Source organism: Microcoleus sp. S13_C5 (assembly GCF_036700845.1).
In the GTDB taxonomy this organism is placed as follows: domain Bacteria; phylum Cyanobacteriota; class Cyanobacteriia; order Cyanobacteriales; family Microcoleaceae; genus Microcoleus.
The window spans coordinates 39008-53004 of sequence record NZ_JAUBPR010000006.1 but is presented as its reverse complement, the minus strand read 5'-3'; the positions used below and the strand labels follow the sequence as shown (position 1 = coordinate 53004).

General features: G+C 45.8%; 10 protein-coding genes and 1 pseudogene. 5 read left to right on the top strand and 6 right to left on the bottom strand.

The features are described 5' to 3' along the window. From QUA04_RS03180 to QUA04_RS03170, 3 genes and pseudogenes are all read left to right on the top strand, one after another. A pseudogene (locus tag QUA04_RS03180) lies at window positions 1–567 on the top strand (WD40 repeat domain-containing protein); the annotation flags it as partial. Further along, window positions 564–1691 carry an AAA family ATPase gene (locus QUA04_RS03175; protein WP_333253689.1) on the top strand — a complete coding sequence of 376 codons (1128 nt, stop codon included), beginning with the start codon at window positions 564–566 and terminating at the stop codon, window positions 1689–1691. The pseudogene QUA04_RS03180 and the gene QUA04_RS03175, both read left to right, overlap by 4 nt. Window positions 1692–1993: 302 nt before the next feature. Beyond that, window positions 1994–2575 carry an HAD family hydrolase gene (locus QUA04_RS03170; protein WP_333253687.1) on the top strand — a complete coding sequence of 194 codons (582 nt, stop codon included), beginning with the start codon at window positions 1994–1996 and terminating at the stop codon, window positions 2573–2575. Between the two features lie 15 nt (window positions 2576–2590). Here the strand turns inward: QUA04_RS03170 and QUA04_RS03165 are convergent, their stop codons facing one another. The 5 genes from QUA04_RS03165 to ftsH2 form a co-directional block, all read right to left on the bottom strand. Then, window positions 2591–3820, bottom strand: a complete 1230-nt coding sequence (locus QUA04_RS03165; protein ID WP_333253685.1) for an ATP-binding protein — start codon at window positions 3818–3820, stop codon at window positions 2591–2593. A 6-nt stretch (window positions 3821–3826) separates the two neighbouring features. Then, window positions 3827–6754, bottom strand: a complete 2928-nt coding sequence (locus QUA04_RS03160; protein ID WP_333253683.1) for a PAS domain S-box protein — start codon at window positions 6752–6754, stop codon at window positions 3827–3829. A gap of 123 nt (window positions 6755–6877) precedes the next feature. Further along, window positions 6878–8167, bottom strand: a complete 1290-nt coding sequence (locus QUA04_RS03155; protein WP_333253681.1) for an aminopeptidase P N-terminal domain-containing protein — start codon at window positions 8165–8167, stop codon at window positions 6878–6880. 147 nt (window positions 8168–8314) lie between these two features. Beyond that, a complete protein-coding gene (locus tag QUA04_RS03150; RefSeq protein ID WP_333253679.1) occupies window positions 8315–8716 on the bottom strand; it encodes a hypothetical protein in 402 nt (133 codons plus the stop codon). A gap of 133 nt (window positions 8717–8849) precedes the next feature. Beyond that, the gene (gene ftsH2 / locus QUA04_RS03145) at window positions 8850–10736 is read right to left on the bottom strand and encodes an ATP-dependent zinc metalloprotease FtsH2 (protein ID WP_006633417.1); all 1887 of its coding nucleotides are present in this window, start codon (window positions 10734–10736) and stop codon (window positions 8850–8852) included. Between the two features lie 322 nt (window positions 10737–11058). Here ftsH2 and QUA04_RS03140 point away from each other — a divergent pair, with 322 nt between their 5' ends. Continuing rightward, the gene (locus QUA04_RS03140; RefSeq protein WP_333041971.1) at window positions 11059–12141 is read left to right on the top strand and encodes a ParM/StbA family protein; all 1083 of its coding nucleotides are present in this window, start codon (window positions 11059–11061) and stop codon (window positions 12139–12141) included. A gap of 20 nt (window positions 12142–12161) precedes the next feature. After that, the gene (locus QUA04_RS03135; protein WP_333253677.1) at window positions 12162–12680 is read left to right on the top strand and encodes a hypothetical protein; all 519 of its coding nucleotides are present in this window, start codon (window positions 12162–12164) and stop codon (window positions 12678–12680) included. A 174-nt stretch (window positions 12681–12854) separates the two neighbouring features. Here the strand turns inward: QUA04_RS03135 and QUA04_RS03130 are convergent, their stop codons facing one another. Further along, a complete protein-coding gene (locus QUA04_RS03130) occupies window positions 12855–13778 on the bottom strand; it encodes a hypothetical protein (protein ID WP_333253675.1) in 924 nt (307 codons plus the stop codon). Window positions 13779–13997: the final 219 nt, after the last annotated feature.

Here is a 13997-nt window from a genome sequence, read left to right as displayed (position 1 = left end):
ATTTCTGGTTCAACAGACAACACCCTCAAAGTCTGGGATTTAACAACTCGAAAGGAAGAGTTTACTCTCACTGGTCAGAGCTATTCGGTAAATGCAGTCGCCGTCACCCCCCATGGCAAGCGGGCGATTTCTGGTTCATCGGACAACACCCTCAAAGTCTGGGATTTAACAACTCGAAAGGAAGAGTTTACTCTCACTGGTCACAGCTATTCGGTAAATGCAGTTGCGGTCACGGAGGATGGCAAATGGGCGATTTCTGGTTCATCGGACAACACCCTCAAAGTCTGGGATTTAACAACTCGAAAGGAACTGTTTTTTCTCTATGGTCACAGAAACTCGGTAAAAGCAGTCGCCGTCACGGAGGATGGCAAGCGGGCGATTTCTGGTTCAAGAGACAACACTATCAAAGTCTGGGATTTGTGGAGTGGAAATGTCATTGCCAATTTCACGGCTGAAAGCCCGATCGCCTGTTGCGCCATTGCACCCGATGGAGTCACAATTGTCGCAGGCGACGAATCCGGCCGCGTATATTTCCTGCGACTAGAAGGGATGGAGGCACTAACATGAATTCCTCACCTCTCTCCCCTCCCATCTCTACCGCCACTTACCCACCAGAATTTCAGCAACTCCTGCGAGAAAAAACCGAGAATTTTGCAGGGCGCAAATTTGTTTTTTCTGCCATTTCCGACTTTCTGAACTCCCACAGCCGCGGTTATTTCACAATTGTCGGCACTCCCGGCTGCGGCAAAAGTTCCATCCTAGCCCAATATGTCACCGCCCATCCTCGCAGTATCTATTACAACGCTGGAGTTGAGGGCAAAAATCGAGCTGAAGATTTTCTCGCTTCTGTCTGCACTCAACTGATTGACAAATACCTTGCCGCCAATGGGGAAACATCCGAAATCCTCAATCTCAAATCTCAACTTCAAAATCTCGAATCCCATGATGGGAGTTGGTTTCTGTCTTTGTTGCTTCAGCAAATTAGCGATAAATTAAACGATCGCCAAAAGTTGATAATAGTCATTGATTCTGTAGACGCGATCGCCCGCACCAGCCAGCCTCCGAGCTCAAATCTGTTTTATCTGCCGAGATATTTGGGCGATCGTACTTATTTTATCCTCGCCCGCCGCCCGTTTTTGAGAGAGAAATCCGGTTTGTTAATTGAAACCCCCTCTCAAACTCTCGATTTAAGAGATTATCCCGCCCAAAATCGCGAAGATGCCCTTAACTACATTCAGCAATACCTATCAACCGCACCCGATTTAACTCAACCCGAATTCTGCCAACAACTCGCCACAGTCAGCGAAAACAATTTCATGTATCTGAGTCAGACGTTACCTGCCATTAACGAGAACTCACACCCTGATGCTAATCTGGGGGAGTCCTCACTTGTCTCTGAACTTCCTCCCGGTTTAGCAGCGTATTATCAAAACCACTGGCTGCGGATGAGAGGTGAGGGTTTATCGGAAGTTGACTTGTCTGTGCTGAATGTTTTGGTAAAATCCGCAACAGGTTTGTCTGTAAGTGCGATATCCAATATAATTGATCAGGATGAATACGATGTTGAAAAAGCGTTAGACAATTGGATCGAGTTCTTAAATAAACAAGAAATTGCAGGAGAAATTTGCTATAGTTTGTATCATAATAGTTTCCGTGAATGGTTAGGCAAACAATCTATTTTAGAATCATAATGAGGACACGGCAGTGTCCAGTGGAGTCAACTTAACGTTACACCGATAGTCCGACAGGGGTTGAAACCCCTGCCTCAAAGCTGAAGTCCTCTTAAAGAGGACTAATGAATTATTCAGTCCTCTTTGAGAGGACTTTCGCTATTAGACAGGGAATTCATTCCCTGGCGGGCTGGCGGGTAGGCGGGAGGACTAGCGGACGAAAAGCTTAAGTTGACACGCCTTGGGCATTGCCGTGTCCTGAATGTCGGTAATATCAATTCCGATGCCACCGAGTTTTATATTATATCAAAAACAATACAACAATGAAACGAGCAGTATTTCTTGACAGAGATGGCGTTCTCAATATCGAAGCCGGCTACATTCACAAAGTAGAAGATTTGCATTTAATCCCCGGAGTCGCCCAAGCTGTACGCCGTTTAAATGACAAAAAAATATTTTGCTGTTTGGTTTCCAATCAATCCGGCCCGGCGAGGGGTTATTATCCAGTTAGCCACGTAGAAGCTTTGCACAAACGCCTTTGTCAGCTATTAGAAAATGAAGCAGGAGCAAAGTTAGATTCTCTTTATTACTGTCCTTATTTAAGCGCAGCCGAAGGCGGAACCAACCCAGAATTCACGCGGTATACAACGTGGCGAAAACCAAATACAGGGATGTTGGTAGCGGCGGCTTGGGAACAGGATTTAGATTTGCGAAATAGTTTTATGGTGGGGGACAAAGCCACTGATGTTGATATGGCTCACAATGCCGGCTGTACTGGTATTTTGGTGCAGACTGGTTACGGAGAAAGCGTGTTGAGTGGGGAGTATCAGCACCATACTAAACCGGATTTTATTGCAGCCAATTTAGCGGCGGCGGTGGAGTGGATTTTGCAAGACTTTGATTAGTGTTTGTAGTGGCATTTAAGTTGTTTCTCGTTGAGTCTTACAGGAAAGGGCAACGTAAGGAAGCGCGACTGTGAAGGTTGTACCCACGCCCATTTTGCTTTCGCAGGCGATCGCCCCTCCTTGCAATTCCACAGCTTTTTTAACAATTGTTAATCCCAAACCGTTACCTTTAATCTTTGTAGTATTCTTGCATCGGTAAAACATTTCAAATATTTTCCCTACTTCCGTTTCTGGGATGCCGATACCTTCGTCTCGGATACGTATAATTAGTAAGGGAGAGTTAATATTTGTAAATTGGGAATTGGGAAACAAACACTGAGGAGACAAGCAGAAAATAGGTTCTTTGTCTCCTTCGCTTGCTGGACGGCATTCCAATTCCAAGGTGACTTGCCCGCCGTTGGGAGAATATTTGATGGCGTTGACGATTAAGTTAGAAATAATGCCGTGCAGCAATTGTTGATCTAATATTGCACTGGTAACATCTGAGGGGATTAATGTTAGTTTGTGCTTGGCTTCATTTCCTAACTGCAATTGAGCGAGCAAGTCTTGACAAAATTCGACTAAATTTATCGGTAATGGATTGCATTTGAGTTGGCCTGCTTCTGCCCTGCCCATGAACAGCATATCGTCGATTAGCTGGTTCATCTTTTGGGTAGCTGAGTGCACCAATCGCAGGGTTCTAACTTGGGATTCGTCCCTGCTGCGAGTGCGATCGAGATCCAGGAGTTCCGCAGAAATTAAAATCGCGTTGAGCGGGTTCCGCAATTCGTGAGCGGCCATTGAAATATACTGGTTTTGGCGGTGCGATTTTTCTTCCATCGACTCTCTGGCTGCTTCTGCGGCTTTGAGAGATTCTCGCATCTTGGTTTCGATTTCGTGTCTGTGCAGGGCAATCTCGATCGCCACTCGCAAATCATTTTGTTGAAATGGTTTGATAATATAACCGAATGGGTCTGTAAGTTTCGCTCTTTGGAGCGTTTGATCGTCGGCATAAGCTGTTAAAAATACTGTCGGCACATTCCTATTAGTTCTGATTTTCTCGGCTGCTGTTACCCCGTCCATGTCACCTTTAAGCACGATATCCATCAACACTAAATCGGGCGGGTTTTCTATCGCTTTTTGAATTGCTTCTTCTCCTGAAGAAACTGTAGCTGTTACTGCATATCCCAGTTTTTTTAATCGACCTGCTATGTCTTGGGCTACAATAACTTCGTCTTCTACAACCAAAATTTGTATAGGGTTCATTTTTCGTTAAATACGCTGCCGATAATTTAACTCTTGGAAAATTAGAGTGTAGCAGGTTCCACGCTGACTGTCAATGGCAATACTTGCCTCTAATTGGTAAGCCAACATTTTCACTAATCGCAATCCTAATGTTTCAGTATTTTCCACGTCAAAATCCGCTGGAAATCCGCAACCGTTATCTTGAATAGTTAAATGAAATTGGTGGTAATTTGTTTCATGTAAATTAATACCTATTTCACCACCTAAACTTGAAACAAAGGCATATTTTAAAGAGTTAGAAACCAGTTCGTTAATAATTAAGCCGCACGGAATTGCTGTTTCTATGTTTAAATAAATGGGATCAATTTTGAGATTAAATTGGATTGAAGTATTGCCGCAACCAAAAGATTGATACAAATTAGCAACCAAGTTTTCGACATAGGGGGACAGGGCGATCTGATCGAGATTTTCGGATTGATAAAGTTGCTCGTGAATCAGAGCCATCGAATGGATGCGGGTCTGGCTTTCTTCAAATAAAGTTAGCGTCGCTTCGTCTTCAATATATTGAGCTTGAAGTTGCAGCAGGCTGGAAATTACCTGCATATTATTTTTGACTCGGTGGTGAATTTCTTTGAGCAATACTTCTTTTTCGCGGAGTGTTGCTTGGATGCGGGCCTCGGTAAATTTGCGATCGCTGATATCTTCCGCAATACCCGCGATCCGGTAAATGTTGCCCGATTCGTCGTAAATGGGAAAAGCTCGATCGCACAGCCAGCGAATTGTGCCGTCTGGCAGAAAAATCCGATATTCGGTATTGGTGGACTCGCCCTGCAACACTCGCCCCATTGCCTCTTCCAACAGGTGTTTATCTTCTGGATGCACCCACTCCATCATTTTTAAGGGATCAGCATACAATTCTTCGCGACTGCGCCCCCAGATTTGTTCGTAAGCTGGACTCAGATACAATAAATCGGTGAATTCAGCAGACATTAGCCAGACAGAATCTTGGATATTTTCTGCTAACTGGCGGAAGCGTTCTTCATTTTCACGGATGGTTTGTTCTGCCTGTTTGCGTGCGGTAATATCTACTGCAATGCCCACGATGCGGTAAACTTTACCAGATTGATTTCTAATCGGAAAAGCCCGATCGCGAATCCAGCGCATTTTGCCGTCCGGCCTGACAATTCGATATTCTATCTCGTCTTCCGACTCAATTTTTCTAGTTAAATTAGCAATAACGCGCTCACGATCTTCTGGATGGAGGGAATCTGCAAAAAAGCGCCCGTAAGCATACAAATCAGCGCAGCTTCTGCCCCAAATCTTTTCGTAACCCGGACTGATATAAATAATTTCCTGGGGTTGAACGTTTACCATCCAAAACACGCTTTCAATGTTTTCGGCTAGCTGTCGGAACCTTTCTTCGCTTTCTTTCAGCGCTGCTTCTGTTTTTTTGCGATCGCTAATATCTTCGGTCACTACTACATTGTAAATTGCCCCGCTCAGCGGTTCTTTGATTAGCGATACTGTAATATTTACCCAAACTACAGTGCCGTCTTTGTGCAGCAAGCGTTTTTCCATTTTAAAACTGTCAATTTCCCCGGCAAATAATTTCTTGTTTTGTTCTAAATCTGCATCTATATCTTCTGGGTAAGTAACGTCCATCCAAGTTCGCGACAGCAGTTCGCTCGCACTATATCCCACTATCTCGCAGAATTTTTGATTGACTCGCAAATAGCGGCCTGTTTGGTCAGGGTGGGTAATGCCGACTGCCGCTTGTTCGACGGTTGCCCGAAAGCGTTCTTCGCTATCTCTGAGGGTTGCTTCTGCTTTTTTGCGATCGCTAATATCGCGCTGCACGCCAAAATACCCGATGATTCTGCCGTGGGAATCGTAAATGCAAATATAGTCGCCTTCTACCCAAAATGGAACCCCGTCAAACTTGCGATTTTCATTTTCGATGTGAATTCTGCCAGCATCAAAAAATTGCTTGATTATCTCTCTGATACCAGTCAAGTTGTGCGAAAATAAAGAGTAAAGCGTCCGACCAATAAACTCTTCCCTAGTACCTCCGTATTGAGCTATCAAAGCATCATTTGCCTTCGTTACCCGCCCGTTAGCAAATATGTAATCTAAGACTTTTTCTTTGTCAACTGTATCATCCCAGTGCACTGGTTCGTCCAGCATCATAAAGAAAAAACCATCTAAAGATTGAGAGAAAAACAATTCTAGCTGTTCCTGGCTTTCCCGCAGAGCTTTTTCGGCGCGCCAGCGAGAGAGAATTTCTTCCTGCAATTTATCGTTGGCTGTTTTTAAGTCTTCAGTGCGCTTTTGATATTTAATTTCTAGCTGATTTTTGATTTCTTCCAGCGCTATTTCTGCCTGTTTTTTTTCGGTAATATCTTGAGTAACGAGCATTCCTGCAAAAATTTCTTCCCGGTCATTTTCGACGGGAGCAACTGTTATTAAATAAACGCGATTTCCGTATTTATATTCAAAAGTATTCTCTTTTCCCGCCAAAGCCGCGCGATATTTAGTCTCAAAAAGTTGCCAATCTTCAGGTGGGGATACTTCCCACAAGGTTTTGCCTTCCAACAGTTCTTTAGACAAACCAACTGCTGCCAAACCTTGACCGTCAACCAGAGTATAGCGCAAATCGCGATCGAACAACAACACCGAGCCATTTGGATAATGTTTGAGGAGAATTCGGTACATTTCCTGGCTTTTTTCCAGAGATGCGATTAACCGAAGGCGATCGTCCTCAGTGACATCAAATTCAGTTACGGAACCCGAAAAGCCAGCATTCTCGACTGCTTTGAGTTGTGCTTCTAATTTCTGGCACAATTCTCTCTGCTGCTGCAAATCCTCTTCTAGTTGCCGAATTTTTGCTTTTTGCTCTGCTACTAATGCTTCGCAGGTTTCCAGAGGTCCATCGATCTTGGTAGGATCAATACACATAAGCGCTCTTTGTTTGGCAGTTGCGGACTTGAGCTTTTTCAAGCCAATACTAACAAAGCTCAAGCCTGCACTGCCAACTTAATTAGTCAATCTTTCTAGACTTGGGCCGAAAGCCTTCTACCTTTATTTAGGAACTCCCGCCGTCAAGACTTCATGGCTGTCAAATGTCACCAAAACATCATCTTCAATTCTCACGCCAATACCGCGCCATTTTTCAGGAACCTCCGGCTGTCCTTCAACGGGTTTAATATAAGGAGAAATATAAATCCCCGGTTCCACAGTCAGCACTTGTCCTGCTTGCAAAACTTGCGGATTTTCGCCGTACTGATAAACGCCGACATCGTGCACGTCTAATCCCAGCCAATGACCAGTCCGGTGCATATAAAATGGCTTGTATTTCTCTTCTTTAATTATCTCTTCAATGTCCCCCACCAAAAGTTTTAAATCCATTAAACCTTCCACCAAAACGCGCACCGCTGTTTCGTGAATTTTGCTGTAAGGATTTCCCGGATATACTTGACTAATTGCCTGCAATTGTGCTTGCAAAACTAAGTCATAAATTATCTGTTGTTCAGTTGTAAATTTACCGCTAACGGCAAAGGTGCGAGTAATATCGGCGTTGTAGTAGCCGCAAGCACAACCGGCATCAATTAGCAACAAATCGTTTTCCTGCATTTGGCGGTTGTTTTCGATGTAGTGGAGGACGCAGGAATTGTAACCGGATGCAACAATTGAAGGGTAAGCGGGAGTGCAGCCATTTAAGCCAAAAGTATGTTCTATTTCAGCTTGAATTTCATATTCGTATCTGCCCGGTTTGGCGAATTCTTGGGCGCGGTTGTGCGCTGCAACTGAGATATTAGCCGCTTTTCGCATTAATGCTAATTCTGTTTCACTTTTCACCAGCCGCATCGGGTGTAAAATGATGTTGGAATCTTCGATTGCTGTCGGGCCAGTGCCGCGTTTTGGGTAGGTTGCCATCAAGCGCTGCCAGTGATTGAGGACTGTTTGGTCGAAACTACGATCGCGCCCGAAGTGATAGTATATGCGATCGGCTTTTTCTAAATATTTAGGCAATTTTTCGGCAAGTTCATTAATCGGGAAAGCTTCATCCGCGCCGTACAATTCCTTAGCGCCTTCTACTCCGGCGCGATAACCGTGCCAAGTTTCTTTTTCCAAGTCTTTTGGCTGCACAAACAAAACAAATTTGTGTTCTTCATGGTGCGGCGCGAGCACTGCTACCGCCGCAGCTTCGTTGAAACCGGTTAAGTAGAAAAAATCGCTATCTTGTCGGTATGCGTATTCTACATCGTTGTGCATGACGGCTGCGGGCGCGCTGCGAAATATCGCCGTCCCGCTGCCAATTTTGGCCATTAACTGTTCGCGTCTTTGCCGGTATTCGGTGGGGTTGGTCATTCGATTTTAGATTTTAGATTTTAGATTTTAGATTGAGTGTAATATTAACACTCGGCGGTTTCAAGCGCTGCTGGTCAGACTTGCACCCGCAAGCCCAGGGTTGAAGATATAGGCGATCAGTTTTTTTTCTGGGTATACTTATTTATTCTATTGTTCTGCGATCGCCAATTTACAAGTATAGTCAACCAGCCGAGACAAAGATGAGTTGCGATCGACTAAAGTCCATCTCGGATCGAAATTCGACCAATTTTCCCCATCTTCGCTAACTCTGACAGTTCTAAACTGTCGCTGCTGGCAGTTAACTTCCATTTGCGCCAACAATTTCTGGTTACTAAACTGTTGAGTTCCTAAAATAGTTCTGACTGGATAAGAAGGAGCACCGGGAATATCGGATTTACTTAATTCAACGCTGCTGGGGTCGATGCAAATATCTACAAAACATCTTAATTTTTCGGCGCGGGCGCTCAAAGTATTGACACAAACAAAAATAAAAGCTGCTATAAAAAAAAATGACAAATTCTTAGTATGTAGGGCAAATGTAGTATTCATCTCCGTTAATTGGTGTTTAGGGGCGGTTTAATATTATTGACAGTTTAATAAAAAAGTAGGGACGTGGCAATAGTGCCACGTCCCTACTTTTTAAAGACACGGCAATGCCGTGTCCGTAATCTTTAAACAAGTCTTAAAGCTGAGGAACGTATTGTTCTTTTTCAGGAACAAAAGTGTATTCAGAAACGATTAGGCGCAACTCTTCGCCATCGATGGTTTCTTTTTCGATCAACAAATCGACTAAGCGATCGATTACGGTGCGATTTTCGCGAATAATTCGGCGGGCGTCGTCGTAGCAGTGATCGACAATCGATCGAACTTGTCCGTCAATCCGAGAGGCTATTTCTTCGGAATATTCCGATCGCGCTGTGTAGTCGCGGCCGAGGAAAATTTCGCTTTGCTGAGCTTCCAGGGCGATCGGGCCCAAGGTAGACATCCCGTAGCGAGTCACCATTTGCCGCGCCATACCGCTTACTTGCTGCAAGTCGTTGCCGGCACCGGTGGTTACTTCGGCATCGCCGAAAACTACTTCTTCGGCTGCGCGGCCACCCAAAGCACCGCTAATCCGGGCTAAAATTTGCGATCGAGAAATCAAACCTTGGTCTTCGCTGGGCATGAACCAAGTCAAGCCGCGGGCCTGTCCGCGAGGAACTAAGGTAACTTTTTGAACTGGATCGTGGGCTTGAATGATTGTACCGACGATCGCGTGGCCGATTTCGTGGTAAGCAATCAAGCGCTTGCTCTTGCTGTCCACCAAAGGAGTGCCTTCCATACCTGCTACCACGCGATCGACTGCATCGTCAACTTCGAGCATCGTAATCGCTTCTTTGCGGCGACGGGCAGTTAAAATAGCAGCTTCGTTGAGCAAGTTAGCCAAATCTGCGCCCGTAAAACCAGGAGTGCGGCGGGCGATGGCGTCCAAAGAAATCTCCGCAGACAGCTTTTTGTTGCGCGCGTGAACTTCCAAAATTTCCAAGCGGCCTTTGATATCCGGCGTATCTACACTAACTTGGCGGTCAAAACGCCCCGGACGCAGCAGCGCTGAGTCGAGCACGTCGGGGCGGTTCGTGGCAGCAATGATGATAATGCCAGTATTGCCCTCAAAACCGTCCATTTCCGTCAGCAACTGGTTCAGGGTTTGTTCCCGTTCGTCGTTACCGCCGCCGATACCGGCGCCACGCTGGCGGCCGACTGCATCGATTTCATCGATAAAGATGATGCAAGGAGCATTTTCTTTAGCTTTCTTGAACAAGTCCCGAACGCGGGAAGCGCCGACACCGACGAACATTTCCACAAATTCTGAACCGGAGATGCTGAAGAAAGGCACGCCGGCTTCGCCTGCGATCGCTTTTGCCAGCAAGGTTTTACCGGTTCCGGGAGGGCCCACTAGCAGCACGCCTTTAGGAATCTTCGCCCCGACTGCGGTGAAGCGTTCGGGTTTTTTGAGGAATGTTACTACTTCTTGTAGTTCTTCTTTGGCTTCCTCAACGCCTGCTACGTCGTCGAACAGTACGCCTGTTTTAGCTTCCATTTGAAAGCGAGCTTTGGATTTGCCAAAGTTCATCGCTTGGCCCGGACCCCCTGGCACGTTGCCACCGCGGCGGAAGAGGAAAAACAGCCCTCCTACTAACAAGAGGGGAAATACTAGATTGCCTAAAAGTCCCCAGACAGCGCCGTCGTTGCGTAGTGGGTGAGTGTCGAAGCTGATTTTGGAGTCTCTGAGTCTAGAAACCAGTTCCGGGGCATTTGAGGGCAAGTCTACCCGCCACCGCTGCTCGTGATTGTCCAGTTCCGGATCGACTGCTAGGACAATAGCCGTCCGACCTCCGTCGTAAAGGTCAACGCTGGTCACTCGACCGGCGTTTAAGTAATCTAAGAATCGACCGTAGCTCAGGCGGGTGCTGGCGGTGTTCTTGCTCATTTCAGCGGGGGATGGGGCAAAGGCCCCCTGCCACAAGAAAAAGCCGATGACTAAGGCGGGTAAAGTCCAAAGTAGTATAGTTCGCCAAGAAATTTTCATAAATGCGGATGCCTTGAATTGGGGACAGATCGGGTAAGATCGCGGTGTCGGAGAAGTGCGACAAAAGTTTACACTCAGAATCTTAACTAAATTTAACTTAACAATGCACTCTCAGGCAACAGAGCTTCCAGGACGATCGCTCCAGAAAAAGTTAGGTTAGTTAGGGTAAGGGCGATCGTCCCGAATATAATGTTTGGTGCTGATTTCGATACCGATCTAGGTAGAGTTAGAAGAATCGCCGCAAAACCCACTGTCTTTAAGCGTGGCAGTGTCAAGGGATAAGGCATGATAATGGTGAGGCTCAGTGAGGTAACACATTTCAATGACAACTAGACAGCTTGTTCCTAATTCGGCTATGCTGACCCAGCAGACTAAAGTCGCTTCTAACAAATCGATTATTAGCGCTGATTTGGGTCGGACGGCAACTAAAGCTTGCGTGAGTCGCAACCCGAGTAGCGTTGTTTTCATCCCTGCCAACGTGGCTACTATGCCCGTGGAAAAGGTGCGGGGTGGCAGCTTTGAGTCCAAAGCAACAGACCCTCTGTTGGATATGTGGCTGGAGTACCAGGGCAAGGGCTACGCGATCGGTCAATTGGCGGCAGATTTTGGCGCTAATCTCGGTGGCGCTGACCAGTCGAAAGTAGTAGATGCTTTGGTTAAGGTCTTTTCCTGTGCTGGATATTTCCAGATGAAGGGCGAAATAGCAGTTGTGCTGGGTTTGCCGTTTTATTCGCAGGATCAGTTTGAGAAGGAAAAGGAAGAGATTATCAGCCAACTGCGCTCTCCCCACGTTGTGGTGTACCGGGGCGAGCGTGTTGATATTAACATCAGTCACGTTTGGGTGATGCCGGAAGGGTTCGGCAGCCTGATTTGGTGTGAGGCTCAAGATAACAAGGAGTTTACGCCGGAGTTGCCGGAACTTTCGGTGGCTGTTGTTGATATCGGACACCAAACTACCGATTTGTTAATGGTCGATCGTTTCCGGTTCGCCCGGGCAGCTTCTAAGAGCGATTCCTTCGCAATGAACAAGTTCTACGAACAAGTTGCCTCAAAGATTCCGGGAGCAGACCCTCAATCTCTGTCTTTACTGGAAGCGGTGAATAAACCCGAGGGCCAGCGTTTTTACCGTCCCAGAGGAGCGACTAAGCCGACTAATTTAGATCCGATTATTAAGGATTTGCGAGAGGCTTTCGCTAACGAACTGTCCGAACGTTTGGTGCAGTGGCTGCCGGAACGTGTGACGGATGTGGTTCTGACTGGCGGGGGCGGCGAGTTTTTCTGGGAGGTGTTGCAACCTTTGCTTAAAGACGCCAATCTTAAGGCTCACTTGGCTCAGCCTTCCCGGAAAGCTAATGCTTTGGGACAGTTTATTTATGCTGAGGCTCAGCTAGCCACGATAAAGTAACGCATTAAGGCTTGAACCCTATGGCACTGTGGGCAAAAAATAAGGCGAATTTCTCGGTGGCGTTTACGGAAGATGCTGCGGATCAAACTTTGCTGGCCGCTATTGAAAAAGAGTTGGCTTTCACGAAGTATCAGACTTTCAGCAATCTCTGCAAGCAAGCTTTGTGGCAGTTTTTGTCTGTATCTGAGTCTGCTAGCTCTACACAGAACTTTCAGCGGTTGGAACAGCGTATTGCTGAACTTGTGGTAAAATTTGCTGAGTTTGAGCACAATGTTTCGGCAGAGGAATTAAGCCGTTTGGAGGGACTGGAACATCAACTGAGTCAACTCAGCGCGCAGTTGGATCAGTTGCAGGGGAGTGTTAACAGTAAGTTTGCTCAAGTTTCTTTTGCCCCAGTTTCAAAAGTAGTAGAGCCTGGCCCAATTGAGTCTGATTCTGTGGCGGATGATCATGTAGTGTCTGATGCTGAAGTTGCTCCTCCTCGGAATTCCGATCCTTTGTTGGAGCGTTTAAGTTCTTTGTTACCCCAAGATTTCTAAAATGAGGTAGACCCAGGCTAAAAAGCCTTGAGATGTGATATTAGTGGCCTGCTGTTGGCAGCCGGTACTGAATACAGAAACAAAGCGATCGCTCTTTTGAAAAAAAAGGGCGATCGCTTTGTTATTGCCGATTTTAGATTTTAGATTTACTCATTTTTGTCTATACCATTCCCATTATTCGATTAATCCTAATTTTTGTAATCGCGAACGAATGGCACTAGGCTGTCGCTGAAATCTCTGAGCTAATTCGTCAATTTGTTGACCGCTAGCATATTCTTTCTTCAAATTTTCGTCTTCATCCTGACTCCACTTGACATAAGCTCTGGGATATTTCTGGCGAATTTTCTCATTCTGGGTTTTAGGTCGATAGGCATTCTTTTGAGCGCCATTCAAAGCAGAACCAAACTGTGGGTTAATTTCCCCGCTGCGACTAGCTACCGCCTCCTGCACGCGGTTGGGAATCACAGCAATTTCTTCAGATAGCTGAGCCAAAGCATTGTCTACTTTTTGCTGAAGTTCTGTTAGCTGCCGCTGCTGCAAACTGCCCCACTGTGGCAGTTCGTTGATAAATTGCTGCAAGTCCAGAATTATTGTTGTCAAAGTTTCGACTTGTTGCAACTCCGGTCGCTGTTTGAATTGGCGGCTGGTGAGTTCGATCTCGCTTTGAATCATTTTAATAGTTTTTTCTAAAATTATTAGTCGCTGGCGTAGGTTCTCAATTGCTGAAATGAGAGAGTGTACGTTTTCTCCAGGCCCAACATTGAGATTTTCGCGAGATGTTTGAGCAACAGCTTCGTCTAAAGCATTTACAGCAAGTTGCAATTGCTCGATCGCGCGATCAGTAGTAGCTGCTTGTTGATTTACGCGATCGAACGTGGCCGCCGTACTTGCTTTAACTTGCCTGTGCAGCTTCTGCCGGTTCACAAAATTCAACACCAAGGAAATCACTACAGGCACTTGAGCATAAACGCTCTGCCCCCAAACCAAACTAGCAGCCAATCCCACAGCAGAGGCAGCAATAAAAATTACTTCAGCAGTTTCTAACCAATTGCTCGACTGGGGATTTTGGATTTTGGTGGGTGAATTGGATGATGACATAGGCTAATACCATTTTAGATTTTAGTTTTTAGATTTTAGATTTGGAATGACTGATGAAGCTCGGAGTTTGGAGCACGGGCCTATAGTTGCATTATTTTTTTCAACTGGTACAAGTATGCGGATAAAAATAAAGTAAGCGCGAGTGCAGATATCCGGTAGGGAATCGCACGTAGACCCCGAATTTAGCAGTGGTTAAAAACAGATTAAGTTTTATATTCA